At 47.7% G+C, this 24,871-nt stretch carries 23 protein-coding genes; 5 read left to right on the top strand and 18 right to left on the bottom strand.

The annotated features are described in order from the left end of the window. Nucleotides 1–757 precede the first annotated feature (757 nt). From HMPREF1250_RS04395 to HMPREF1250_RS04385, 3 genes are all read right to left on the bottom strand, one after another. Nucleotides 758–1,420, bottom strand: coding sequence for an NUDIX hydrolase (locus tag HMPREF1250_RS04395; RefSeq protein WP_231391282.1), 663 nt, complete (start codon nucleotides 1,418–1,420; stop codon nucleotides 758–760). A gap of 54 nt (nucleotides 1,421–1,474) precedes the next feature. Continuing rightward, on the bottom strand, nucleotides 1,475–3,958 hold the full coding sequence (gene leuS / locus HMPREF1250_RS04390) for a leucine--tRNA ligase (RefSeq protein WP_023053411.1): 2,484 nt from the start codon (nucleotides 3,956–3,958) through the stop codon (nucleotides 1,475–1,477). Between the two features lie 81 nt (nucleotides 3,959–4,039). Next, nucleotides 4,040–5,656, bottom strand: a complete 1,617-nt coding sequence (locus HMPREF1250_RS04385) for a glycosyl hydrolase family 18 protein (RefSeq protein WP_023053419.1) — start codon at nucleotides 5,654–5,656, stop codon at nucleotides 4,040–4,042. Nucleotides 5,657–5,776: 120 nt separating this feature from the next. Here HMPREF1250_RS04385 and lgt point away from each other — a divergent pair, with 120 nt between their 5' ends. After that, nucleotides 5,777–6,586 (top strand): prolipoprotein diacylglyceryl transferase, encoded by an 810-nt coding sequence (gene lgt / locus HMPREF1250_RS04380; protein WP_023053416.1) that lies wholly within the window; start codon nucleotides 5,777–5,779, stop codon nucleotides 6,584–6,586. A gap of 70 nt (nucleotides 6,587–6,656) precedes the next feature. Here lgt and HMPREF1250_RS11545 read toward each other — a convergent pair whose 3' ends face one another. From HMPREF1250_RS11545 to HMPREF1250_RS04325, 13 genes are all read right to left on the bottom strand, one after another. After that, entirely contained in the window at nucleotides 6,657–7,592 is a 936-nt protein-coding gene (locus HMPREF1250_RS11545; protein WP_231391281.1) for a mechanosensitive ion channel family protein, read from the bottom strand. Between the two features lie 455 nt (nucleotides 7,593–8,047). Further along, nucleotides 8,048–8,482 carry a Fe-S cluster assembly sulfur transfer protein SufU gene (sufU, locus tag HMPREF1250_RS04370; protein ID WP_023053402.1) on the bottom strand — a complete coding sequence of 145 codons (435 nt, stop codon included), beginning with the start codon at nucleotides 8,480–8,482 and terminating at the stop codon, nucleotides 8,048–8,050. A gap of 14 nt (nucleotides 8,483–8,496) precedes the next feature. Beyond that, nucleotides 8,497–9,717, bottom strand: coding sequence for an aminotransferase class V-fold PLP-dependent enzyme (locus HMPREF1250_RS04365; RefSeq protein WP_023053414.1), 1,221 nt, complete (start codon nucleotides 9,715–9,717; stop codon nucleotides 8,497–8,499). Further along, nucleotides 9,680–10,804: a SufB/SufD family protein gene (locus HMPREF1250_RS04360; RefSeq protein ID WP_023053400.1), complete on the bottom strand. Its 1,125-nt coding sequence runs from the start codon at nucleotides 10,802–10,804 to the stop codon at nucleotides 9,680–9,682. Before HMPREF1250_RS04360 ends, HMPREF1250_RS04365 begins: the two co-directional genes overlap by 38 nt. A gap of 17 nt (nucleotides 10,805–10,821) precedes the next feature. After that, a complete protein-coding gene (gene sufB, locus HMPREF1250_RS04355) occupies nucleotides 10,822–12,231 on the bottom strand; it encodes a Fe-S cluster assembly protein SufB (protein ID WP_419177274.1) in 1,410 nt (469 codons plus the stop codon). Between the two features lie 42 nt (nucleotides 12,232–12,273). Then, nucleotides 12,274–13,020 carry a Fe-S cluster assembly ATPase SufC gene (sufC, locus tag HMPREF1250_RS04350; RefSeq protein ID WP_023053418.1) on the bottom strand — a complete coding sequence of 249 codons (747 nt, stop codon included), beginning with the start codon at nucleotides 13,018–13,020 and terminating at the stop codon, nucleotides 12,274–12,276. Between the two features lie 152 nt (nucleotides 13,021–13,172). Then, complete coding sequence (locus tag HMPREF1250_RS11540) at nucleotides 13,173–13,349, bottom strand: hypothetical protein (protein ID WP_023053420.1); 177 nt, start codon at nucleotides 13,347–13,349, stop codon at nucleotides 13,173–13,175. Beyond that, on the bottom strand, nucleotides 13,336–14,760 hold the full coding sequence (gene scfB / locus HMPREF1250_RS04345) for a thioether cross-link-forming SCIFF peptide maturase (RefSeq protein WP_023053409.1): 1,425 nt from the start codon (nucleotides 14,758–14,760) through the stop codon (nucleotides 13,336–13,338). Before scfB ends, HMPREF1250_RS11540 begins: the two co-directional genes overlap by 14 nt. Nucleotides 14,761–14,825: 65 nt before the next feature. Continuing rightward, nucleotides 14,826–14,966, bottom strand: coding sequence for a six-cysteine ranthipeptide SCIFF (scfA, locus tag HMPREF1250_RS11065; protein WP_071784755.1), 141 nt, complete (start codon nucleotides 14,964–14,966; stop codon nucleotides 14,826–14,828). A gap of 64 nt (nucleotides 14,967–15,030) precedes the next feature. Continuing rightward, nucleotides 15,031–15,426 (bottom strand): DUF2262 domain-containing protein, encoded by a 396-nt coding sequence (locus tag HMPREF1250_RS04340; RefSeq protein ID WP_023053408.1) that lies wholly within the window; start codon nucleotides 15,424–15,426, stop codon nucleotides 15,031–15,033. Nucleotides 15,427–15,515: 89 nt separating this feature from the next. Beyond that, the gene (nth, locus tag HMPREF1250_RS04335; RefSeq protein ID WP_023053413.1) at nucleotides 15,516–16,151 is read right to left on the bottom strand and encodes an endonuclease III; all 636 of its coding nucleotides are present in this window, start codon (nucleotides 16,149–16,151) and stop codon (nucleotides 15,516–15,518) included. A gap of 5 nt (nucleotides 16,152–16,156) precedes the next feature. Then, the gene (gene larE, locus HMPREF1250_RS04330; protein WP_023053404.1) at nucleotides 16,157–16,993 is read right to left on the bottom strand and encodes an ATP-dependent sacrificial sulfur transferase LarE; all 837 of its coding nucleotides are present in this window, start codon (nucleotides 16,991–16,993) and stop codon (nucleotides 16,157–16,159) included. A gap of 6 nt (nucleotides 16,994–16,999) precedes the next feature. Next, complete coding sequence (locus HMPREF1250_RS04325) at nucleotides 17,000–17,806, bottom strand: ADP-ribosylglycohydrolase family protein (protein WP_023053415.1); 807 nt, start codon at nucleotides 17,804–17,806, stop codon at nucleotides 17,000–17,002. Nucleotides 17,807–18,041: 235 nt separating this feature from the next. Here HMPREF1250_RS04325 and HMPREF1250_RS04320 point away from each other — a divergent pair, with 235 nt between their 5' ends. Then, nucleotides 18,042–19,580 carry a hypothetical protein gene (locus HMPREF1250_RS04320; RefSeq protein WP_023053412.1) on the top strand — a complete coding sequence of 513 codons (1,539 nt, stop codon included), beginning with the start codon at nucleotides 18,042–18,044 and terminating at the stop codon, nucleotides 19,578–19,580. 890 nt (nucleotides 19,581–20,470) lie between these two features. Here the strand turns inward: HMPREF1250_RS04320 and HMPREF1250_RS04310 are convergent. Together HMPREF1250_RS04310 and HMPREF1250_RS04305 are read right to left on the bottom strand one after the other, a co-directional pair. After that, nucleotides 20,471–21,505 carry a threonine aldolase family protein gene (locus HMPREF1250_RS04310; RefSeq protein ID WP_023053417.1) on the bottom strand — a complete coding sequence of 345 codons (1,035 nt, stop codon included), beginning with the start codon at nucleotides 21,503–21,505 and terminating at the stop codon, nucleotides 20,471–20,473. A gap of 11 nt (nucleotides 21,506–21,516) precedes the next feature. Beyond that, a complete protein-coding gene (locus HMPREF1250_RS04305; protein WP_023053398.1) occupies nucleotides 21,517–22,164 on the bottom strand; it encodes a hypothetical protein in 648 nt (215 codons plus the stop codon). Between the two features lie 394 nt (nucleotides 22,165–22,558). Here HMPREF1250_RS04305 and HMPREF1250_RS04300 point away from each other — a divergent pair, with 394 nt between their 5' ends. The 3 genes from HMPREF1250_RS04300 to panD are packed head-to-tail and all read left to right on the top strand — an operon-like array spanning nucleotide 22,559 to nucleotide 24,812. Beyond that, nucleotides 22,559–23,518, top strand: a complete 960-nt coding sequence (locus tag HMPREF1250_RS04300; RefSeq protein ID WP_023053410.1) for a bile acid:sodium symporter family protein — start codon at nucleotides 22,559–22,561, stop codon at nucleotides 23,516–23,518. Nucleotides 23,519–23,577: 59 nt separating this feature from the next. After that, nucleotides 23,578–24,432: a pantoate--beta-alanine ligase gene (panC, locus tag HMPREF1250_RS04295; protein WP_023053406.1), complete on the top strand. Its 855-nt coding sequence runs from the start codon at nucleotides 23,578–23,580 to the stop codon at nucleotides 24,430–24,432. Beyond that, nucleotides 24,429–24,812 (top strand): aspartate 1-decarboxylase, encoded by a 384-nt coding sequence (gene panD / locus HMPREF1250_RS04290; RefSeq protein WP_023053403.1) that lies wholly within the window; start codon nucleotides 24,429–24,431, stop codon nucleotides 24,810–24,812. The genes panC and panD overlap by 4 nt, the downstream gene beginning before the upstream one ends. Nucleotides 24,813–24,871 lie beyond the last annotated feature (59 nt).

The following is a 24,871-nucleotide window of genomic DNA, read 5'->3' as shown; positions in this document are numbered from 1 at the left end:
AAAAATAATAAAACACTTTAATTTATGAATAGGCCTTAAACTATCTAGCCCATAATCATAGCTACATCTAAACTGAAAATACGTTTTAAATACCTTGCATTTGATAAATAGTCACTATCTGTATGCTCTTTGTTAATTGTATAACTTTTCACAACATAAATCAATACCTTAATGAGGGCATTACTTATCCTTTGTAAGATTGTGTTATCGGATTTAAATCTTCTGAAAGTACTGTTTTCTTAAATCAATTTGCAAAAATTTTCTACGTAATTAATATAAGAACACTCATAATTCTTTCAACTTTCTCCATTTAATTCACCAAACAATACTGATCTATAAAAACAATGATATTCTTAAATCTGATTACTCATTAATAAATTTATTGTCAAAGGGATCCATGACACTAACTATTGAGACTTCTTCAGGTTCCATATTTTGCAATTAATACCAAAATAATTACACTCACTCTACATCACCAACGAGTAATCACCTCATGTAACAACTACTTCTCCATCTTCCTTTTAAATATCTAATCAAACTATTCACCCGTCCTCCCTTCATTCAAACTCATTTCAAAACTAGGTTCTTATTCAAACGGAAAAACTTTTCTCTTCTTCTGATGGGCCAGAATATCAAGAGTGGCCCCACAAAAACAACATTTCAAAATATCCATTTCCTAATTATCTTTCATGCAACAAAATTAATCAAATACCATACTCAAATGATTGTTCCGTTCGGACGACTGCTTCAACAAGTTCTATTTAGAACATAAATGAACAGACACCGAATTTTTTTGCATATCATCCGTTATTTCCAGAAAATTTTTGATGATGTGGCCCGTAATGCCCCAAATAACATATTCATTATACTTACAGTAATAGACATCATATGTCCTTCGGCGTTTCCACGAATTACGATCGCCTGCATAAGGAATATCAGCCGGAAAACCGGGTACGGGCCGTGTCGCCAATTCAATTTTGGCAGTTTCCATTCGTTCTTCACGAAACCAATTCAACGGAACTGTGAAGAGATGATCAATTTCAGCGCTTTTCTTAACTGTCGGCACTCGCTCTAAAAAGCCGAGATGAGGCCAGATCGTAACTCCGACGGGAGACTCCAGATAGTCCAGAGGACCGAAATATGCGATTTCCTCTGCCGCCATTTCCAATTCTTCCCTGGTTTCGCGCAAAGCCGCCTCTTTTGACGACGAATCATCAGCTTCGATTACTCCACCGGGAAAACAGATATCGCCCGGTTGCCACTGCAGATCATAACTGCGCACCTCAAATAACAGAGACGGAACCCCTTTATCCATAACCAACGGGACCAGAACCGCACAGGCTCTGTTGTTCAGGCAAGGTGATTGGATGACGTCTCTGCTCGCCCATCTTTGACGTAAGACTTCAAGTTCTCTAATCAAGCTATCCTCTCCCGGCACGTTTTTAAAAGAAGGATGCCGGCGGCATCCCTCTTTTTATTTTATAACGATATTAATGATTTTCTTGGGAACGACAATGAATTTCACTACGTTTTTATTGCCGATAAATTCCTGCACGCGCGGCATAGCCAATACCTTTTCCTTCAGTATGTCCGGACCGATATCCGGCGTTACCGTAATTCGTTCGCGGACTTTGCCGTTAATCTGGATCGGCAGTTCAATACTGTTGACGACCAAAGCCGCCTCATCCACTTGCGGCCAGGTTTGCGCATGAATGCTTCCCGCCCCACCGATCAGGTGCCATAATTCTTCAGCGATATGCGGTGTAAACGGCGCCAGCAGCTTCAACAAATTGGTGTTTACCTCTGCGGCTACATCGTGATGAATATCGGTATGTTCATTACTGTAGGCATACATGGCGTTAACCAACTCCATAATTGCACTGACAGCCGTATTCAACGCATATGTACCGTTCTGCCCCTGTACATCGGCACTCACCTTGGCAATAGATGCATGCTCTTTCAAGCGTAACTCCCGCTCCGCTTCCGTATAATCCCGCCGGCCCACATCGCCGCTCTTTGCCAAGGCGGCAAACTGATGCGCAATGCGCCAAACGCGATTCAGAAAACGATAAGAACCTTCAACGCCCTGATCGGACCATTCCAGATCACGTTCCGGAGGGGCCGCAAAAAGGATGAAAAGACGCGCCGTATCAGCGCCGTATTTTTCCAGTATCTCTTCCGGAGAAACGACGTTCCCCTTCGATTTGGACATCTTGCTGCCGTCTTTCAGCACCATGCCCTGCGTCAGCAATCGCTCAAAAGGTTCAACAGCTTCTGCAAACCCTTCATCATGAAATACCTTCATCAAAAAGCGGGAATACAGCAAATGCAGAATCGCATGCTCAATACCGCCGATATATTGATCGACATTCATCCAATGATTGGCTTTCTGCGGATCCCAGGGCTTCGCTGTATTGCGTGCATCGGTGTAACGAAGATAATACCATGACGAACAGACGAACGTATCCATCGTATCCGTTTCGCGAACAGCGGGACCGCCACATTTCGGACAAGTGCAATGGATGAACTTTTCGCTCGTTGCCAATGGAGAAACGGCACCTGCCGTAAACTGGACGTCTTCCGGAAGTTCTACGGGAAGCTGTTCTTCCGGCACCAACTGTTCACCGCACTTTTCACAATAAATGACGGGAATGGGAGCACCCCAATATCGCTGACGGGAGATAAGCCAATCCCGTAAACGGAAATTAACGGTCCCTTTGCCGCAGTGATGTTCTTCCAGCCATTTTGTAATGGCCTTCTGCCCTTCTTCGATCGTCAGGCCGTTAAATTCTCCCGAATTCATCAATACGCCTTCGCCGGTAAATGCCGTGTCGCCGTTACCGCTGAAATCGTAGTTACCTTCAGGATCGTCGATGACATAATGAATAGGAATGCCATATTTTTTGCAGAACTCGTAATCGCGCTGATCATGACCGGCAACGCCCATGACGGCGCCAGTACCGTAATCAGCCAAAACGTAATTGGCAATCCAGATCGGCACCTGTTCGTTATTCAGCGGGTTAACGGCGTAAGCACCGGTAAACATGCCGACTTTTTCCGCTTCATTAGACGTCCGTTCCAGATCGCTCTGATTTTTCATCTGCCCAATAAATGTTCGCAACGCCTGTTCATTGGGCTTGCCTTTGATCAACCGTTCGACAAAGGGATGCTCCGGAGCCAAAACGACGAAAGTCGAACCGAAAACCGTGTCGATACGGGTCGAAAACATTTCCACCTTTTCCCCGATTTCCGGGATATCAAAGAAAAAATTAGCGCCTTCGCTGCGGCCGATCCAGTTACGCTGCATGACCTTGACGCGGTCGGGCCAACCTTCCAACAAGTTCAAGTCGGCCAAAAGGCGATCGGCATAATCCGTAATTTTAAAGAACCATTGTTTCAGATCTTTTTTAACGACATCGTGATCACAACGCCAGCATTTCCCGTCGATAACCTGTTCGTTGGCCAATACCGTGTTGCATGACTCGCACCAGTTTACTTTCGCTTCCTTGCGGTAAGCCAATCCTTTTTTATAAAGAAGTTCAAAAATCCACTGTGTCCATTTATAGTACTCTTTATGGCATGTCGCCACTTCACGCTCCCAGTCATACGAAAGGCCGAGCGCCTTCTGCTGCCGTTCCATATTCGCAATATTGCTGTAGGTCCATTCTTTAGGCGGAATATTCCGTTTAATAGCCGCATTTTCCGCCGGCATACCGAAGGCATCAAATCCCATGGGATGAAGGACATTAAATCCGTTCATACGACGATAACGGGCAATGACATCACCGATCGTATAGTTGCGCACATGACCCATATGAAGATTTCCGGAGGGATAAGGAAACATTTCCAATACATAGTACGGCGGTTTGCCGTTGTCGTCAGGACAGCAGTCACTATGATTTTCCTGCCATATTTTCTGCCATTTCGTTTCTATTTCCTGGGGAATGTACTTTTCCATTTATCTTTTTGCCTCCTATTGTACTGCCGCTTTATGCCGTAAATGCAACGTTATTGGTACTATTATAGTGTTCCCGCTGTCTCAAGTCAATTCATGTTTTGCAAATCCTTGCCAAAAGCCGTTATCTTCAAATCCCTTGCGCCAAAAGGCGACACCGCCGAGACCTTCACGAACTGCCAAGTTCCGTTTCGCCGCCAGCGTTTTGTCATCTTCGAACCAGATTTTTACGGTTCCCGTAACCAGTGGCAATTCCAAGTAATTGAGCTGCAGTCTTTCATCCCAAGTGAGGTAAGCGGCATATTTTTCCGCGAGTTTTTTGCTGTCCGCCAAGGTCAAGGTCCGAACAAACAGTTTCCGTTCCTTTCTTGTACCGACGTTAGGAGCAATCATCGCATTTCCGGGGCGATCGCGTTTTGCTTCAGCCACTGTTTTCGGCCATTTGTCTAAAGCGTCGGGCAAATTTTCATTTGCATCCGTTTCATACCAAATCCTCATGTAGAGCGGAATACCGAGGATAATTTTTTCCGCCGGCACCAATGCTTTCAACGTTTCCACGCTGTGAACGACCCACGGATACGATGCAACGGGACCGGCCGTCGAACTGGTCCTGCCGACCTGATCGTAGGCCATGAGAACGACATAGTCCAGATACGGCGCCAACGCCTGTCGGTCATAAACGAGCGACCATTCTTTGCTGTCCGACAGCGGGGTTATATCCATGGAAACGTTCAGTCCCCAACCATGACAGGCGGCGGCGAGCTTCGCTACAAACGCGGTCAGCCGATCACGGTCTTCATACCGGATATTTTCAAAATCCAGATTGTAGCCGTGAAACCCGTACAGCACCGCATAGCCGACCAATTCTTTAATCACTTTCTCCTGCAAGCGCGGATCAGCAAGAATGTTATGCGTCACATCCGGATCAAACCCGTTGTCGACAAGCGGCCACAACGCATACCCCTTCTCGCTGTATTTCCCGTCCACCCGATCCATCTCGTTGCTTCTCAACGAGATGCCGGCCGCAGTCATGCGAAATGCGCACGGCGAAATAACCGGCTGCGTCACATCCAGGCGCTGCACCGTATCGTTCTCCGCCATCGCCGGGTCCCAGAAAAGCACCGTGTGCAACACACTCTGTCCCGCTTTGCCGAAAGCAGGCGGCTGTTGCCGTTTCAAAACCGGTGCAACGCGCCCCCGCTCGGGAAAAGCCAATAGGCGTTTTTCATTCCCTTCCAACGCGTAACTGATCCCAAGAGGGCCGAGCAAATGACGAATATCCACGGCATACCCGTTCCGAATCTCTTTGCCCGGCAGCATCAAATCCACATTGCGATCGCTTTCCGTCATGTCTGTCGGCGCCGTCTCTGCCGGTAAAATCATCCGATACACACCTTGTTTATCCGTTGTCTGGTACAACCCGTATTGTTCCAGCGCGCGACCGGAAACAAGCCAGCGCCCGTCATCTTCGGTGATCTTCAACTCGTTGGCAAGGGCGTCGGAAGGCGGCGCCTCGAGGACGGGTACGGCAAAAGCGGCAGCCTCTTTTATCGTCCCTTCCCGTTGCGCCGAAAGCACCGTTTTTTTTGCCGCCGTCGAAGAAAGAACCGGTTCATTCCCTGCCGCTGCAACGTAAGAAAAGGCAGACAAACTGATCAGCAACAATGCCGCAACCCGCTGTATATGTATCATATTTACCATTATTTACTCTCCGTTCCGCACAAAATTACTGAAAAATCCGAATATACATAGTATAATGACTACTGTAAACGATACACAGTAAACCTGTTCACCATTATATCACAGTAAGGAGTCTGTTCCATGCATCAATACTTATTTTTTATCGGTTCCTTTCCGATCCGTGCCTACGGCCTGCTTTTTCTGTCCGGTATCGTCGCAGCCGGCATGACGGCGTATTATATCATGAAACGGGACGGCCGCGGCTGGCATGTCCATATCTTTGATTTCACCATGTACTGCGGTCTGTCCGGCATCGTCGGCGGCCGTTTGTGGGATGTATTTTTCTTCGACTGGCCTTACTATCATAACCATTTAAGTGAAATTCCTTTCGTCTGGCAAGGCGGCATGGCCATCCAAGGGGGGCTGATCTTCGGTGCCGTTGCCGGCATACTCTACACGCGCTTCCATCAAATCGACACCTGGGCTTTCGGCGACCTGTTGGCACCGGCCATCATCCTCGGGCAGTCAATCGGGCGCATGGCCAATCTGATGAACGGTGACGCCTTCGGTCATCCCACGGGCAGCGGCTTCGGCATCATCTATCCCGATACGACATTGGCCTATCGCACCTATGGAAATCAACCGCTGTGGCCTGCTGAAGTATGGGAAGGGCAAATTGATATTCTGATTTTTGTCATCCTTCTTTTTTTCAGTTCCTTCCGCCATAAAAAAGGACAGGTCTTTAGTCTCTATGTCATGCTTTATGCCGTCGAACGATTCTTTCTGGAGTACTTGCGCGGCGACTACAACGCACTCCTCTGGGGCTTTAAATCGGCGCAATGGACCAGCATCGTCGCCTTCGCCGCGGCAGCCGCCGTTTTTACGGCTCTCCAGTTTTTCGGAACCTATGACACGAACGATCTCGTCAACAACGACAAACACTGCAAATAAACAGCAACAGCGACGGCCTCGCGCGATGTGAGGCCGTCGTTGTTATTTGACCGTGCCGGCTGCAACGGCATCAATCCTTGCGTATAAGAAGAGCAATACCTTCTTCTTTATACTTTTTATATATCCGCTTGATGAATTGATGCCGCAAGGTAGCTTCGTCAACGATATTGCGTATCCGCAAAACGACAAGAAAGGAAATACCGTATTCCCCTAAATCGGTAAACCGTATTTTCGGCTGGAATCCGGTCACGCCGTATTCACTGTGATGCAAAACATCTTGCGCCACCTCTAGCGTCACCTGTTCCACGTGTTGCAGATCACTGCCGTATACGATTTTCAAAGGAATCGTAATCGTACATTCTGCCAACGGCTGTTCATAGTTTATCAAGGCTGAAGCGGCAATCGTTTTATTCGGTACAATGACCATATTGCCAGTCGGCGTTCGTATCGTCGTATTGCGCCAGTTCAAATCGACAACGCGTCCTTCTTCATGGGTTGCCAACCGAATGTAATCGCCAATACGGATCTGCTTTGACATCAACATCGTAATACCAGAAAATAAATTTGACAAGGTATCCTGCAACGCCAGTGCCGACGCCAGACCGCCGACGCCGAAAGCCGTCAGCAGTGGCGAAATAGAGATGTCATACGAATCGAGAACTATCAACGCACCTATGCTATACACGACACAATTGATGGCAGTCGTCAAAATGGACGTCGCCGCATACTGTTTGGAACTGCGATCCAGTTTGTAATTAAGGTATGCAGAAATAACATGTGCAATCAGGATAGTTACGGTAACGGTCAACACCGTATGAAACAATCCATCCAGAAAAGCCTGCACAAAATCGGGAACGGTTAAACTCCATTTGGCAATTTTAATACCGATAAGTATGCCAACACAGGTAGGAATGGCACGAAATATTTGTCGCAGGCAATCTTCCGAAATATGCCGGCTCTTACTCAGAAAAACGATCAAAATACGAAAAACATATTGCAATACCACAATACCTACAGACAGGCAAATAAGAAATGCTAATAAATGTATATGCGGTCCTCCATGGAGGATCTCTTGTTCAAGAGAATCAAAAAAAGCTGGCATATGCCGTTCAGTCCTTCCGCAAACTATAGTCCACAACGATCCAAAATAAACAGCAACATACGTACGCAGTCCCCATCACAGCAATGTGAAATAAAAAAGATCATCAATACATCTTCAAACCCAGGACGGAACCAGTCGATTCCCCCATAGACGCAACGACGGATACCCACGACGGCGATATTGTGCTGAATACTCCTTATCATAGCACAAATCTCTGTATATACAAGAATCTTCTCCAATAGCCGCAAAAACCCGCTTCGACAATATCATCCGGAAACGTGCGGAACTGTTTACAAAAAAATAAAAGCACAGGAAAGAAACAACGCCTCTTTCCTGTGCTTTTATGCTATCTGGCCGGCTTATTGACGGTCCCGTTCAATGGCTTCCTTTAACGTATGCCAAGCCAAAACGGCACACTTCACACGAGCCGGCATATTGGAAATATTTTTTAACGCAATGGCATCTTCCAGATCTTCCAATTCATCATCATCCGTAACTTCCCGTTTGATCATGTCAAGGAACAAATTGGTCAACCGCAGCGCTTCTTCCACCGTTTTCCCCTTAATAACATCGATCATCATATCTGCCGAAGCCTGGCTGATGGCACAGCCGTGACCGGTATAAGCCGCATCTTTCACAATGCCGTCTTGAATATCGGCGCGCAGCGTAATATCATCGCCGCAACTGGGATTATGACCGTGTTCCTGTAAGGTGAATTTTTCCAGTTCTCTCTTATTTTCCTGACTTTGGTTATGCTCCAAAATAATATCAGAATATAACTGATCCATTTCCATCACATTGCCACCCCTTAATCTTTAAAACCCATCTGTTTGCGGATAAGCGGTAATTTATCGAGGAAGTATTCGACCTCTTCCATGGTGTTATAAATGTAGAAGCTGACGCGATTGGAAGCTTCAGCATGGATATGTGCGCCATAGGGCTGTGCGCAATGATGGCCTGAGCGGATAGCAATACCGTAGCTGTCAAGAATGGTAGCTGCATCGTGAGGATGAACACCGTCGATCGTGAAGGAAATGACACCCGTCTTTTCAGCCGGATCGGTACTGCCGATGATATGAATGTAGGGCAGCTTTTTCATCCCGGCGAGACAGGCAGCCGTCAATTCGTGTTCGTGCGCTTCAATGGCATCAAAGCCGATACCTTCCAGATAATCAATCGCCGCATGCATGGCTGCCGCGCCTTCGACGTTTTCCGTACCGGCCTCGAACTTGAACGGCAAGACATTGAACGTCGTCGTCTGTTCCTGCACGTACTCGATCATATCTCCGCCCAAGAGAAAGGGTTCCATATCATTGAGAAGGTCCCGTTTACCGTATAAAACGCCGGTTCCCGCCGAAGCACACATCTTATGCCCGGAGAAGACGAAGAAATCGCAATCCCACGCCTGAACATCACATTTCATATGAGGCACGGCCTGCGCACCGTCAAGGACGGCAACGGCGCCGACAGCGTGCGCCGCGTCGATGATCTTCTTCACAGGGCGCTTCATGCCGAGAACGTTGCTGACCGCCGCAAAGGCGACGATCTTCGTTCTATCGTCAATTTTAGCGAAATCCTCATCGGTAAAATGCCCTTCGTCATCAAGGTACATATACACCAATTCGGCGCCGGTTACCCGGGCAACGCGCTGCCACGTAACCAAGTTGGCGTGATGTTCCGAAATGGGAATAACGATCTTATCGCCTTTTTGCAAATGCGTTTCGGCATAACTTCTGGCAATGAGATTCAACGCTTCCGTTGCATTGCGGACAAAGATGACCTCTTCGCTGTGCGCGGCATGAATAAACTTCCGCACCGCTTCTCTGGCATCATCATAAATTTGGGATGCTTCTACACTGAGAATATGCGCGCCGCGATGGGGGTTCCCGTTATGTTTCTCCAACAAATCGACAATAGCCTGAATGACCTGCTTCGGCTTTTGCGTCGTCGCGGCGTTGTCGAAATAAACGATCTGATGACCGTTGTGAACTTTAGTCAAGATGGGGAAATCTTTTCGTACATTTATCATTGCAATCACCTTTCTGACGACAAAATTCCATTTTATCTCTGACAGCCTGCAAGACTTTGTTTTCCATATCCGTATCGCCGAGGCTGTCAATGACAGGACGAATATTGGATTCGACAATAATCAGTTGCGCGCCTTCACGATTGAATCCGCGGCTCATCAAATAATAGAGCATATCCTTATCGATCTGTCCGGCACTGGAAGCGTGATCACCGACGACATCATCTTCTTTGCACAACAGCAGCGGCAAAGAAATGGAATGCACGTCGGGGCTCAGCAGCAGACAGATATCCGATTCGGAGCCGGCAGCCTTCTTACAGCCCCGGAGGAAATCAATGGTGCCGCGAAAATACTTCTTCGCCGTATCCATCAGCGCTCCCGTCGTCAGAATATCGGTCTTGGTCTTTTCCCCTTCCTGCGGTACCCAATAGGAAAAATCCAAAATCTGATCCCGACTGCCGAGATACATGGCCTTACTTGAGAAAACGCCTTCTCGCTGCGTCAAATCGGTCTTATAATAAACGATCGCCGCCTTACTGCCTACTTCGGCGCTAACATAATCGATGGAACTGTTTTTGCCGCTTCTGGCATAACGATGTTCCACATGACGCACCTGCTCGCCATGAAGCTGAACCTTGCAGATTTTGACGGCAGCCGCTTCTGCAGCATCTACATATTCCAACAAGTTGACGGAGCCGTTTTCCGCATCGCCGTCAAAGGTCAGATAAACTTCAAGTTTACTGTTTTCCGGCGCGGAAATCTTGAGCTGCCCGACAATCTGCGGTAATTCCTGACTGAGCGAATAGGTCAGCCAGACCTTTCCTGCGCCTCCCGCTTTTCCCGTGATCGCACAGCCCGTCATGCTTTGCCCGACGGCTTCCTGTAGCGAGTCCGCTCCGGCTCCGGTAAAATCGCCGAGAGGCAATTTACCGTCACCTTCATAAAACGTGACGGACACGTCCCCTTCATGCCGTTCCTGAATGGTAATTTTCTGTCTTCCCGTCGCTTTCAGCTGCGGCAGTTCCAGGTGATTAACTTTCATCCAGCGGAAGGTGGGACGAGGGAGTTCATTATATTTTTCTGTAATCATTTCTCATCGCCATCCTCTCACAGAGAACTTTTCAGTTCCAAATTAATTAAATTATTCATTTCCACGGCATATTCCAACGGCAACGCTTTGGAAACGGGTTCAACGAAGCCGCGTACCAACATGGCCCGCGCTTCGTCTTCGCTCAGGCCGCGGCTCATGAGATAATAAATCGCTTCGTCGGAAATACGCCCGATCTTTGCTTCATGTCCTAAATCAATATTGTCGTTCTTGACGACGATTGCCGGTATCGTATCGGATTGAGATATTTCGTCAAGCATCAGCGACTCGCAGCTGACATTCGCTTTCGATCCCGCCGCCTTTTCATTGATGACGACGCTGCCACGATAGATACAGGTGCCGCCGTCTTTGGAAATGGACTTGGAATCGATATTGCTCGTCGTATTCGGCGCATTGTGTACAACCTTGGATCCCGTATCGAGGTATTGCCCTTTACCGGCAAAGGTCACGCCTGTAAATTCGCAATGCGCCCCTTCACCTTGAAGGATACTCATCGGGTAAAGACAGGACGTGTGCGAGCCGAACGATCCGGTTACCCAATTGATGGTACCGTTCTTGCCGACAATCGCCCGTTTCGTGTTGAGATTATACATATTTTTGGACCAGTTTTCGATCGTTGAATAAGTCAGCGTCGCATCATCGCCGATAAAGAGCTCGACGCACCCGGCATGCAGATTGGCAACGTTGTATTTAGGCGCCGAACAGCCTTCGATAAAATGAACTTTCGCCCCTTTTTCCACAATAATCAGCGTATGCTCAAACTGACCGGCGCCCGGCGCATTAAGGCGGAAATAACTTTGCAGCGGAATCGAAACATCGACGCCGGCAGGAACGTAAACGAAGGAGCCTCCCGACCAAACGGCACCGTGCAGCGCGGCAAACTTATGATCCGTAGGCGGCACGAGCTTCATAAAATGCTTGCGGACAACCGCTTCATGCTCCTTCAACGCCGTATCAAAATCGGTATAAATAACGCCTTGTTGAACCAGCTCATCTTGGATACTGTGATAAACGACTTCCGAATCATACTGCGCGCCGACACCGGCCAGCGATGTCTTCTCCGCTTCCGGAACACCGAGACGATCAAAGGTATCTTTAATATCATCGGGGACTTCATTCCAATCCGCCTTCATCTGGGCTTTCGGCCGCACATAAGTAACGATATTATCCATTTCCAATTCGCTGATATCGGGTCCCCAAGTCGGATAATCAATTTTATAGAACAACTCCAGCGACTTCATACGAAAATCGAGCATCCATTGCGGTTCCCGTTTCTGCTCCGAAATCTCCCGCACAATCGCCGGCGTCAATCCGGCATCCGTTTTAAAATCGTATTTAAAATCTTTTTTAAAGTTATACATATTGCCGAATTCGGAAAGCGAACTGATCTTGGAATTGATCTCGTTCATCTTTTCGGCAACTTTTTTTTCTTCTGCCATAGAGACCTCCCCCTATTTTATCTGTTCTTTATAAACATCATAGCCGTTGGCTTCAATGTCATCGATCAGAGAGGCATCGCCGGTCTTGATGATACGACCGTCGATCAACACATGAACGAAGTCAGGCCGCAGCTTCTGAAGAATTTCACTGTGATGGGTGATAACGAGAATCGAATTATTTTCATTATGGTAAGCGGCAACCGTTTCAGACACGATGCGAACGGCATCGACATCAAGGCCGGAATCGATTTCATCTAGCATCGTCAGTTTCGGTTCGAGCATACACATCTGAAGGATTTCCGTCTTCTTCCGTTCACCGCCGGAAAAGCCGTCATTGACATAACGTTCGCCATAGGAGCGCTGCATGGCGAGCTTTTCCATTTGCTGATGCATTTTTTTCCGAAACGGCATGATCCGCTGCGTCTCACCGGTTACCGTGCTTTTAGCATTGCGCAGGAAGTTTTCGACGGTAATTCCCTGTACGGCAATAGGCTGCTGAAAAGCCATGAAAATGCCTGCCTTGGCACGTTCGTTTACCGGCATATCCGTAATTTCTTTTCCTTCAAAGAAAATGCGGCCTGCCGTCACCTTGTAGCTGGGGTTGCCCATAATCGCATGAAATAACGTCGATTTGCCGGCGCCGTTGGATCCCATAATGACATGTGTCTCTCCCTTGTTGATAACCAGGTCGAGACCCTTGAGAATTTCCTTGCCTTCCACAGCAACCTTCAGGCCTTCTACTCTTACTAATTCACTCATGTTCTTATCACTCCCAAATAGATGATATTGATTTATACCTACTTATTTTAAAATCCATCCAAATTTACTACCCTTAGATTACTCCATGCGATTATTAAAGTCAACCTTTTTGGTGCATTTTGACCTTTCTATTTTGTAGCCGAAAAAAACGTTCACTCTTTCTTTCGCAAGGCCTTTTTCTTCCATCTGTTCATGCGGATCTGCATGGCCAACGTAAAGACGGCAAGCACCAGAATAACCAGCAATTCCGTCTGCAATCCGTCACGCCAGATAGCGTAAAGCAGATAAACGAAGACGATGATCCAAAGAAACGCCTTAAGCTTCCGCACGATCTTCCCCCGCTTCCGCTGCCGATTCTTCACGCCGCTTTTTCATGGCCAAAACGGCTTGAATATACATGGCGCACTCAATCCTCTTTTTCTGGATCGCGCAGCTCAATTCATACGGCCGAGTAATGCCGCCGCCATATTTGATATTGTTGGCATGACAACCGCCGCTGCAAAAAAACTTGGCCCAACAGTTGCGGCATTCCGGTTTATTCAGAACATGCATATCCCGAAAGATCAGCGGCAACTCAACATCGGTAATGCCGTCGTCAACATTACCGATAACGTATTCCTCCTGCCCTACAAACTGATGACACGGATAAATGCGTCCGTCCGGAACGACACACATATATTCATGACCGGCGCCGCAACCGCGCAGCCGTTTGGCTATACAGGGACCGCGGTACAGATCCATGATAAAATGGTAATAAATAAACGGATGCCCCGTCGCGTATCGCTGCAGGTAGAGATCGGTCAAGTGATCATATTCGTCAAAAATCCGCGGCAAGTCGGCTGTCTCAATGGCATATGACAAATCATCGCCGACGACAGGCTCCATAGAAAGCCCTTCAAAACCCAGATCGGCCATGTGCTTTACATCATTCGTAAAATCAAGATTATACTTCGTATAAGTTCCGCGTACATAATATTCTTCGCCGTTCCGTTTCTTGACCGCATCCAACTGATGTTCCATACAGGGCGTATACGAATCACCGCCGCCGGCATTAGGCCGCATCCGATTATGAATATCGGGCCGCCCGTCCAAACTGAGAATCAAGCTGATATGATTATCCGTCAAATAGCTGATTTTTTCCGCGTCAAGGAGCATGCCGTTCGTCGTCAGCGAGAGTTTGAAGATGCGATCATGAATTTTTTCCTGCTCACGGATATAGGCAATCGTCTTTTTTACGACATCAAAATTCAGTAGCGGCTCGCCGCCGAAGAAATCGATTTCGCAATGCTGCCGCTTGCCTTCCGTACTTCTGATGAGCAGATCGACAGCCTTTCTGGCTACATCAAAACTCATCAATTCCCGTTTATGCGTATCGTAATCGCCTTGTGAAGCAAAGCAATACCGGCAACGCAAGTTACAGTCATGGGCAATATTCAGGCAAAGTGATTTGACTACGGGCTCTTCGTCAGCAACGACCGCAAAGCTTTCACACATCGGCGCAAAGAGCATTTCTTTCGCAATAAGCTCATCCAGTTCAGCCAGCGATTCCGTCAATTCCTGCTGCCCGTACAAGCCGGATAAAGCCGCAAACACGGCATCCTTATTCGTACCGTCATAATGATCGAGAATATCGTACGTTATTTTATCAATGACGTTAATAATGCCGCTGTTAACGTCAAGCAGCATATGTACACCGTTTTGTATATATTTATGAATCATCGGTCTTATTTTTTCACTCATTATTTCCTCCACATAAAAAGAATACCCTTTACCTCTCGGTAAAGGGTGTCCCCTTAAAAACGAACTTATTTGGTGCAAACCTGATTGCCTACCGTACAGGATGTCTTGCAAGCAGATTGACACGAGGTCTGGCATTCGCTGCAGCCGGCGTATTGGGCCGTCTTCTGAATCGATTCCGTGTTAATCGTAATGATATGCTTTGCCATCTATATTCACCTCACTATTGAAATCGCATTCATTGTATCACATTTTTATTTTTTCTACAATATATCAGAGCAGGCGAAACCCTTTAAAAAGAAAATTCTTTCCCATGGATACGACAATGGAATGTTCCTGAAAAATGTCGCTTGTATCAAAAAAGATATCAAATCCTTTTCCGTATGTCACATATACGGAATTGATCCTGCTCAAATAGGACCGCACCTGTTCCGGCGTAATTTCATCTTCCCATTCGCAACGCCATTTCTCATTCTTAAATTTGGCGATCAACGGCGCATGAGCCATGACACGTGAGCGATGGGCCAGGATCCAGTCCCAGATTTCCTGCCCGTAACGGCAGGCCTCTTCCTCTTTACCTTTTCCCAAGCCTTCAAGGGTGAATAAGACAGGTTTATTTTCAAACATGATTTCATCAAGATAACTGCCTTTTACGTATTCCAAATTCATGAGCGGACCTCCCCTATTTGCATGGCCGTTTTACCGGCAACGTTATCTTACCGTATGGGCAAATCGTTTGTCAATAAAACTATTTTATTTCAGCGCTTTTCTTTTCCGGGGCAGAGATCGCTTTGGAAACATTCTTCGCAAAGGGGCGTTCGCGCTTTACAGATACGTCGACCATGCCAGATCAGCCAGTGATGAGCGCGACTCCACCATTCCTTCGGTATTGCTTTCTGCAGGCCCATTTCTACTTCCAACGGCGTTTTTCCGACTGCCAGCTGCATCCGATTGGCGACACGAAAGACATGCGTATCAACGGCAATAGCGGGAATGTCAAAAAGCACGCTGATCAGCACATTCGCCGTCTTTCTGCCGACGCCCGGCAAGGTTACGAGACTGTCGAAGTCGCGCGGCACTTCCCCGTGATACGTCTCACATAAAATCGCGCACGTCGCCATGAGATTTTTAGCCTTGCTGCGGTACAGCCCGCAAGTACGTATTTTCTCTTCCAATCCGAGAACGCCTAACGACAACATCTTCTGCGGCGTATTGTATTCCGGAAAAAGCCCGGCAGTCACAATATTGACCCGTTCATCCGTACACTGCGCCGACAAAACGACGGCAACGAGCAATTCAAAAGGCGTCCCATAATGCAGGGCCGGTTTCATGATCCCGTATTCGGCTTGAAAACGTTGCAGCATTTCCATTTTTTTCTTTTTCGTCATCACCATCTTGTTCACCCCTCCGTCGTGTGGATCAGTTCATTTAAGCTGCCCATTTCATAGCCGTTCAAATCCAATGCGACATAGGTAAAGCCCGCTTTTCTGACAGCGGCGACAATATCCTGCCGCTGTGCCAAAACAGCCGGAAACTCGTCAGGCCCCGCTTCGATGCGTGCGACATCGCCATGATAACGGACTCGAAGGGCCCCTCGAATATACGGCAACAAAGCCTGTTCGGCCCGATCAATTTGCTGCAGCCGCTCCGGGGTAAGTTCAACACCGTACGGAATACGGCTGGCCAGACAGGCCGCACTTTGTTTATTCCACGTTTCCAACCCAAAGGCACGTGACAAAAGGCGAATATCGGCCTTCGTCAGCTGCGCCTCGATCATCGGACTGCGTACATGATCGGCCAATTCCTTCAATGCAGCCATGCCGGGGCGATAATCTCGAAGATCATCTACGTTCCCGCCGTCAATGACCCATTCATACCCTTTTTCAGCCGCCATATCGACCAAGGCCGAAAAGCGTATCTTTTTGCAATGGTAGCAGCGGTCCTGCGGATTTGCCACAAAATCGCCGTTTTCGAATTCCCTCGATGCTACAGCCAAATGACGTATGCCGATAGTTTTCGCCATCTTTTCTGCCGCAGCGGCCTCCCTTTGCGGCAATGTGGGTGAAACGGCTGTTATGGCCAATGCCTTATCACCCAGCACCGCATGCGCCGTATACGCTAAAAAGGTGCTGTCAACACCGCCTGAAAACCCGACAATGACGCTGCCCATAGACCGTAAAATACACTGTAAGTATTCAAATTTCCGCTTTATTTCTTCCGTTAACAACAGAATCATCCCTCTCTAATCGAGAATACTGTTCATATAAATGCGTTGAAATTGCTTCACAGCTTCCCGTATATCTTGCGGTAAATACCTGACGGCCCGTTCCCAGCAACCGGCAGAAACGCCGTACATCCCCTCTGCCATAGCTCCTGCCATGGCCCCCTGCGTATCGGTATCGCCGCCGAGTGAAACGGCCCCGTTTACGGCATCTTCAAAGGAATCGCTTTCCAAAAAAGCCTCTATCGCCTGCGGCACGCTCTCTGCCGTATGCGTCGTAAACAAATAAGACGGTCTGATCTCATCAAGTTTTTCGCGAAGAGGATAAAAATGAGCGCGTATATAGGCTCGAATCGACTGCATATCGCTGCCGGTACGGGCCATGTACAGAGCAGAAGACACTGCCACGGCGCCCTTGATCGCCTCCGGATGATTATGCGTTACAACAGCCGTAAGCTCTGCCAGTTCCTGCGCTTCGGCAATCGAGCGGGCCGCCCAAGCAGCCGGCGCTACACGCATAGCGGCGCCGTTGCCGTAACTGCCGTAAGGCTCGTCGGCATCACGGAGAAACCAGGCACGAAAATAACTGCCGAAGCCGACATCGGGATATTTGCGGCACCAATATTTCAACTGTCGCCGCAGCGGCTCTGTATACCCGCCCGGCGCCTGCTTTCCCTCCAGTATGGCCATCGCCACGGCTACCGTCGTTACCGTATCATCTGTGAACCGGCACTGTTCGGTAAACCAGGGAAAGTCCTTACTTTTCATCGGCTCGCTGCTGTGCTCATACGGAGAACCGACAATATCGCCGATAATGGTCCCTAACATACGAACGCCTCCCCTCTCAATATTGTATTATTATACCACATCACCACGCCACTTTCCCGCTGAACTGCCAAAAAGATGCTTTCCTTTCTGTGAATACATCTGAATCTTGAAACCAATATGATAACCCGTCGCCAAAGTCATGCGCCTTCACTTCCATCGCCTACTCAATTGAGAAATTTTCTCTCAAAACACACAAACTTTATGATATAATTAAGAAAATAAAGGAGAGGAATCCGTGAAAACCAACCTGCATCATTACTATCAATTGCACAAAAAGTGGTTTTACGCCTTATTGGCCGTAACCGTTTTGACGGCTGCCGTAATCCTGCTTCTCGCAATCGCAGCCAGTCACGCCGCCGCTTTCATTTTCAACAAGGAAATGGCCAAGCAAACGATGCTACGCGGCACCGTCACCGTCAATACGATTTCGGCCGATATAACCGGTGAAGTCGAATTCACCGATCTGCTGTGGACAGACAGCGAAGGCAGGACGATCGCCGCCGTACCGACAGGATCATTCCGCGTAAATCCCTGGGACATTATCAGCCATTCCATAAAGTCCACGACACTCCGTGAAGTCACCTTAAATGACGCCGTTTTGGCTGTTTATTTCGATAATGACATGCACCTTGACGTCATTGCCTCGGAAACCGCTAAGCAGGACCGGCAAGAAAGCAAAACATGGGAAGACCGGATCCGCAATTTGAATTGGAACGGCAACAAAATAAAACTGACGATGACGCTGAACAACTGCAGGCTGGAATCATACCATCGAAACCAACATTATATTTTACCGGCCTTAAATACAACGTTGCATCTCGATACCGATAAACGTCTGGATCTGGATATTTCCGCCGGTCCTTTCGGTGGCACTGCCGTCGGAGACGGCGCCGCCATAAAAGGCGTTATCGACTTGCAATCGCAAATTCCCATCCTGAATCTGAGTATTTCTCTATTAGGCATCGACCCGTCATCACTCGGCTTCGGCTCAGCGATTCACGACAAAATGACCCTGACTTTCCGTGCAAACGGCCCCATAACGGCGCCTTATGCAACAGGCCATTTGCGGATGGATAAACTCGAGTTGCCTGCACTCTCCTTTACCGACGTCAAAGGAAATGTTGTTTACCACAACTCCCGTCTTGATTTTTCTGATGTGACAGCCAATGTCTATACAGGAAAACTGCAAGCGTATGGAGACTACAACATCGAAACCAGAGCCTATCATATTTACGGCAACGGTACCGGATTAGACAGCCGTCCGGCGCTGAAAACAATGCAATTCTACTGTCTTGTCGATCTGGACATAGCCATGGAATGTGACGGCGATCCTCGTCATCTCACTACCTTCGGTTCTTTCCATTCCGGCAAAGGATATTATTTCCCCATTCATTTCAATTACTTGAAAGGTCGCTTCAGCAACCGCGATAAAACGTTGGATTTTTATGATGTCATCATCAGCACCCATGTCGGCGATGTTAAGACAGACGCACTCCATATCATTGACGGGAACGTGCAAATAGGTACGGTAGAACTCTTTTTCCCCGGCGGCACATCCTTAACCCTTACAGCAGAACCGGACTACGCCGAAAACATTACGGCCATTCAAGAAAATATTGACACGACCAAAAACAACATCGATAATCTTAAAAATTATACGACACAAACAGCGCCAGTATACCAGTCTCTTTCCAAAAACCTGGCAAACATAAAAGAAAGCTGGAAGTCCATGGAAAACAGCCTTGACAACCTGACAAAAGCCGCGAACACGTAGCGCCTTAATAAAGACTACAATTCTAATCCTTCCGAATTTCTTCCGAGAGTACGGTGAAGATGGAACGGAAATGTATTTTTACTATTCAAATTTCATTTTTCATGTCATTGTAAAACTGCCGTTTTCCGCTTTTATGATGACGTAAACAACGGTATTGAGCGGAAAATGTATATTTGTCAAACAGATGTCACAACTAGAATGAAAAGAACGTCGAAAAAATGATTGTACTCGCGATTGTGAACGGCAGTTGTTTGACGAAATCTGCCGACAAATAAAATGCGGCCCGCATAAGCCATGCATTGTCCTTACAATGAATGGCTTCAAAAGAAAATCTCTTTTGTGATCTCTTAAGATAGCGAGTAAAGCCTCCTAACCAAGATAACCAGGATACTATTATAGTGCTACCACTTACCAACTGGTCATAAAAATCCGATGTAGATAGAAAGAACATAATTTTTGAGAATAATAGAAAGTACATCCTGTTTTTCGACAGTTAAAAAGTTGTTTTCACTAAAAGCAAGAGTATCATTGACTGAAAAAGACACAAAAAAGCAACCGCTTTCGCAATAAATTCCGAAAGCGGTTGCCTCGTTGAACAAACAATCGATCTGTCCAGAATCCGAATCCGTCCGATTGACTAAGTACAAGTGTACAAAACTGTTTTATAAAGCAAACGCCATATGTTATACAACTTGCCTTTTTATTTTATCGACTTATACGCCCGATAAGATGAAAAGACAAAACAGCTCCCAACAAAAGCATAAAAAAGAATAATTGATGTCTCTCCATGAGAAAGCAAGTTAACTATCATTGCCAAAAACCAGATAAAAGCGATTGCAACCCTGAAATAGACACGCTTCATCTGCTATCATCTCCCTAAATGGAAACGTTTACAATGTCTTGATATCTTCCAACAAAGCATCTATCGCTTCTTCACGCGTCGCCCAAGAGGTACAGAAGCGCGTGGCAATCCTACCGTCTTTCATATCGGCAAAGTGGTCAAAGGTATACTTCCGGCTGAGTTTCTTAACCTGTTCCGGCGTAAAAACCGGCAGCTGCTGATTTGTTTCATGATCGTACAAAAACTCAAAACCTGCCGCCTTAAACCCTTCACGAAGCTTGACGGCTAATTGGGCGGCGTGATCTGCCAGCTTCAAAAAGAGATTGTCCGTAAAAAGGACTTCATACTGCACGCCTAAAAGCCAGCCTTTGGCAAGTAATGCGCCTCGCTGCTTCACGTGATAGGGAAATTCTTTTTTCAGCTCTTCGTCATTGACGACGACAGCTTCACCGAAAAGTGCGCCTTGCTTCGTGCCGCCAATGGTAAAAACGTCGCAGCAACGGGGCAGATCGGCAAGGGTCAGATCGCTGCCAGGCGCCTGAACGGCATAGCCAATGCGCGCGCCGTCAATGAACAGCTTGAGCTTATTTTTTTTGCATGTTTCATAGATAGCCGCCACTTCCGCTTTAGAATAAAGGGTTCCCACTTCCGTTGTCTGGGAAATGTAGACCATGCCCGGCTGCACAATATGCGTACAATGCGTTTCATTCCAATAGTCACGGCAAATCTTGTCTATCTGCTCCGGCAAAAGCTTTCCGTCTGCCGTGCGAACAGTCAGAACCTTATGCCCCGTCGCTTCAATAGCGCCTGCTTCATGACAATTAATATGAGCGGTAACCGGCGCAATTACACCTTGATAGTTTTTCAGTACCGCCCCAATGATCGTCAAATTAGCCTGTGTGCCGCCGACAACAAAAAACACTTCGCTGTCTTCTGCCGCACAGGCTTCTTTGATCAATGCTTTCGCACGCGCACAATGAGAATCATCGCCGTAGCCGGGATTTTGTTCAAAATTCACTTTGCCGATGGCATTGATGACTTCCTGCGGCGCTCCTTCCAGATAATCACATTCAAATCGAATCATACGGACTCCTCCTATTTACGGCTCGAAACTTGCTTCATGTTCTCCAGAACACCTGTCACGGTATTCAAAAATTGATCGTTTCCGTCTCCGGCGGCAATAATCAAAATAATTTCCGTAACACTGCCATGCTGCCAGGCAATGATGCGGATATTTTCTGTGAAATATTCCCGGTTAATGATCATGCTGCGCGCTACAGCGCCTTCGTAAAAAGTATTGCCGTTACTTTTTTTCGCCGCCAGCGGCCGAGTCAGGCGAAACGCATAAGGCAGCTGTGTTTTCAGCCGCTCCGTTGCTGCTGCCGCCAAGTCATCCGCAGTGCCGCCGGCGCCGATCATTTGCGCCACATCACTGTTACTCAGCGTCGTATGCAGCAGAACGCCGTATTGAAAAGCAGCATTATCTTTTTCAACGATTTGATAGGACTCGATCACTGCCGGATAAATGCGCTGCAGAAGCGAAATCATATCATTGCCCGCTTCCTGCGCCGTCAAAGTCGGTTGTGTACCGCTTCCGAGAAGAATATTCTGCGGCAGGTCAATGACACCCCAGTTACGCAAAGCGACAGGCGTGACCTTACCCATTTCCTTGTCTTTGGCCAGGACGGGCATTGTCAAAGCGATAATTGCCAGCAAGACGGTTCCCATCATTTTCAGCTTCATAAAAGGACACTTCCTTTGCTTTTATACAGATACTGTTATTGTATTCTATTTGCCATATTGTGTCAAAAAGGAACAGGATAATTTACTTTCAGTCCTATTTGTTCTATTATTCACATTGACAATACATCGATTTTCATGCTACCATACGGGCGAGGCAAAAGATAACATCACATGGTGAGTTATACTTTTTCGGATATTATTTTCACTTGTTGTATCTGCTTGGATCTTCGGACCGAGACAGAAAGGTAACCAACAAGAATACGTATAGTATGTTCATACCCGTTTGGGTATGCATAAATTTTGCAGGTTATACGTGTCATTTTGCGCCTTTCGGTCGAAAACCGAAAGGCGTTTTCTGTTTTCTTTTGCCCCAATATGAAAATTGGGAGGTTCTATGATTAAAAAATTCTTTTCGTTTATCGTCAGTACGATGGCCCTTTGGGTCGTGTTGGCCGGCGTTGCCGGCGCCCTTCGTCCACAGTCGCTGACCTGGGTCGGCCCGTACGTATCGTGGATGCTGGGAATCGTCATGTTCGGCATGGGCATGACGCTCACATTCCGCGACTTCAAAATCATTTTACAACGGCCTCGCGATGTTTTTATCGGTGTCTTTGCACAGTTCTTCATCATGCCCCTGGCCGCATGGTGCCTGATCAGGCTCTTTGCCTTGACGCCGGAATTGGCAATCGGTGTAATCCTTGTCGGCGCCTGTCCGGGCGGTACGGCGTCAAACGTCATTGCGTATTTAGCCAAAGGCGATGTCGCCTTATCGGTTTCAATGACATTGATGACAACATTGTTGGCGCCTGTTGTTACGCCATCGCTGACCTGGCTTTTGGCCGGTGCCTGGATAGAAGTTTCCTTCGCCGCAATGATGATTTCCATTTTAAAAATGGTACTCTTGCCCATTATGTTGGGACTGGTCATTCAGCACTTTTTCACCGCTTTTGTCGAAAGGGTCATGCCGATTATGCCCATCGTATCGGTCATTATGATCGTGCTTCTCGTCGGCGGTGTCGTGGCCCTCAGCGCATCAAAGCTGGCGGAAGTCGGCTTGCTCATGGCTGTGATCGTCATTTTGCACAACAGTTTCGGATTGGCCTTAGGCTATATGTCGGCCCGCCTTTTCCGCCTCGACTCACGTAAGGCACGAACCGTTTCAATCGAAGTCGGCATGCAGAATTCCGGTATGGCCGCTTCCCTGGCGATTATGTACTTCAACCCTGCCGCAGCGATCCCCGGCGCTATCTTCAGTGTTTGGCACAATATTTCCGGCTCGCTTTTGGCAAATTATTTCGTTCGTTACAGTGACAAAAAGGAAATGCCCGCCATAGCCCGCACGGTACAATCTTAAAAACAGCGCCCGTGCAAGCTGCCTGCACTTGCACGGGCCGTCATAAAAGGAGTCTCAAGATGAAAATTTTAACTACTATCACCGAAATACAAGCATATACGGCTGCCGTAAAAAAAGAAGGCAAGACGATCGGTTTATGCCCCACGATGGGAGCCCTGCACGACGGACACATGACCTTGATGGACGCCGCCCGCAAACGCTGCGATACCGTCATTGCTTCCGTTTTCGTCAATCCCGTACAATTCGGCCCCAATGAAGACTACGCCGCCTATCCGCGCACCTTTTCCGACGATTGCGCCAAGTTGGAAGCCCATCACGTTGACGCTGTTTTCCATCCGGAAGTGGCAGCGCTTTATCCGAAAGGATACAGCACCTACGTCAACGTCGAAGGCGATTATACGCAAATTCTCTGCGGCGCCAAACGACCGACCCACTTCCGCGGTGTCGCCACAGTCCTCGTAAAGCTCATGAATCTGTCTCGCGCCGATGAGGCCTTCTTCGGCCAGAAAGACGCCCAACAAGTCGTCGTCGTGAAAAATTTCGTCAAAGATCTGAACCTTCCCGTTCGCATTAACATGGTTCCGATTCATCGGGAAGCGTCCGGCTTGGCAATGAGTTCACGCAATAAATACTTGTCCTCAGAAGAAAAAGATAAGGCCGTCGTCCTCTACCGCAGTCTGCAGTCCGCTGCTAAGGCTTACGAATGCGGAGAACGGCGGAGCCGGGCATTGCGGCAAATCGCCAGCAACGTCTTGCAATCCGAGCCGTCCGCCGTGATCGACTATGTCGAACTTTATGATTTCCCTTCTCTCCAGCCGGTAGCTGAACTCGGTCAGGAAAGCATTCTGGCCATTGCCGTCTTCATCGGCAGTACACGTCTCATTGACAATATCTTGCTGGGAGGCGCCCGATGATCCTCAATCTCTTAAAAGGAAAAATCCACTGCGCCACCGTCACGGAAGCAAATCTTCACTATATGGGCAGCATTACGATTGACGAAGACTTGATGGAAAAGGCCCATATATTGCCGAACGAACGCGTCCAAGTCGTCAATAACGAAAACGGCGCCAGACTCGAAACGTATGTCATCCCGGGGCCGCGCCGCTCTGGCGTAATTTGCCTTAACGGCGCCGCTGCCCGTTGTGTACAAGTCGGCGACAGCGTCATTATCATGTGTTACGCCTTCTTTACCGAAGCAGAAGCACAAACGCACAAACCGACAGTCGTCATGGTCGATAAAAATAACAGGGAAAACGAAGTTCGTACCGTCGAATACCCTGGCATGATACCGTGATATAGCTGCAGTAAATCAACCAATAAAACGTGCCGCAACACGAGAAAGGGCTAGGGAGT

It is taken from the genome of Megasphaera vaginalis (ex Srinivasan et al. 2021) (assembly GCF_000478965.1).
Taxonomy (GTDB): Bacteria; Bacillota; Negativicutes; order Veillonellales; family Megasphaeraceae; genus Megasphaera; species Megasphaera vaginalis.
This window is presented reverse-complemented; position numbering and strand designations above follow the sequence as displayed.

Bases quoted from the DNA above. Each gene is read 5' to 3' on its own strand.
- leuS (WP_023053411.1), bottom strand. From the start codon at position 3,958: ATGGAAAAGTACATTCCCCAGGAAATAGAAACGAAATGGCAGAAAATA.
- HMPREF1250_RS04385 (WP_023053419.1), bottom strand. From the start codon at position 5,656: ATGGTAAATATGATACATATACAGCGGGTTGCGGCATTGTTGCTGATC.
- lgt (WP_023053416.1), top strand. From the start codon at position 5,777: ATGCATCAATACTTATTTTTTATCGGTTCCTTTCCGATCCGTGCCTAC.
- sufU (WP_023053402.1), bottom strand. From the start codon at position 8,482: ATGGAAATGGATCAGTTATATTCTGATATTATTTTGGAGCATAACCAA.
- HMPREF1250_RS04365 (WP_023053414.1), bottom strand. From the start codon at position 9,717: ATGATAAATGTACGAAAAGATTTCCCCATCTTGACTAAAGTTCACAAC.
- HMPREF1250_RS04360 (WP_023053400.1), bottom strand. From the start codon at position 10,804: ATGATTACAGAAAAATATAATGAACTCCCTCGTCCCACCTTCCGCTGG.
- sufB (WP_419177274.1), bottom strand. From the start codon at position 12,231: ATGAACGAGATCAATTCCAAGATCAGTTCGCTTTCCGAATTCGGCAAT.
- sufC (WP_023053418.1), bottom strand. From the start codon at position 13,020: ATGAGTGAATTAGTAAGAGTAGAAGGCCTGAAGGTTGCTGTGGAAGGC.
- scfB (WP_023053409.1), bottom strand. From the start codon at position 14,760: ATGAGTGAAAAAATAAGACCGATGATTCATAAATATATACAAAACGGT.
- scfA (WP_071784755.1), bottom strand. From the start codon at position 14,966: ATGGCAAAGCATATCATTACGATTAACACGGAATCGATTCAGAAGACG.
- HMPREF1250_RS04340 (WP_023053408.1), bottom strand. From the start codon at position 15,426: ATGAATTTGGAATACGTAAAAGGCAGTTATCTTGATGAAATCATGTTT.
- nth (WP_023053413.1), bottom strand. From the start codon at position 16,151: ATGGTGATGACGAAAAAGAAAAAAATGGAAATGCTGCAACGTTTTCAA.
- larE (WP_023053404.1), bottom strand. From the start codon at position 16,993: ATGATTCTGTTGTTAACGGAAGAAATAAAGCGGAAATTTGAATACTTA.
- HMPREF1250_RS04325 (WP_023053415.1), bottom strand. From the start codon at position 17,806: ATGTTAGGGACCATTATCGGCGATATTGTCGGTTCTCCGTATGAGCAC.
- HMPREF1250_RS04310 (WP_023053417.1), bottom strand. From the start codon at position 21,505: ATGATTCGATTTGAATGTGATTATCTGGAAGGAGCGCCGCAGGAAGTC.
- HMPREF1250_RS04305 (WP_023053398.1), bottom strand. From the start codon at position 22,164: ATGAAGCTGAAAATGATGGGAACCGTCTTGCTGGCAATTATCGCTTTG.
- HMPREF1250_RS04300 (WP_023053410.1), top strand. From the start codon at position 22,559: ATGATTAAAAAATTCTTTTCGTTTATCGTCAGTACGATGGCCCTTTGG.
- panC (WP_023053406.1), top strand. From the start codon at position 23,578: ATGAAAATTTTAACTACTATCACCGAAATACAAGCATATACGGCTGCC.
- panD (WP_023053403.1), top strand. From the start codon at position 24,429: ATGATCCTCAATCTCTTAAAAGGAAAAATCCACTGCGCCACCGTCACG.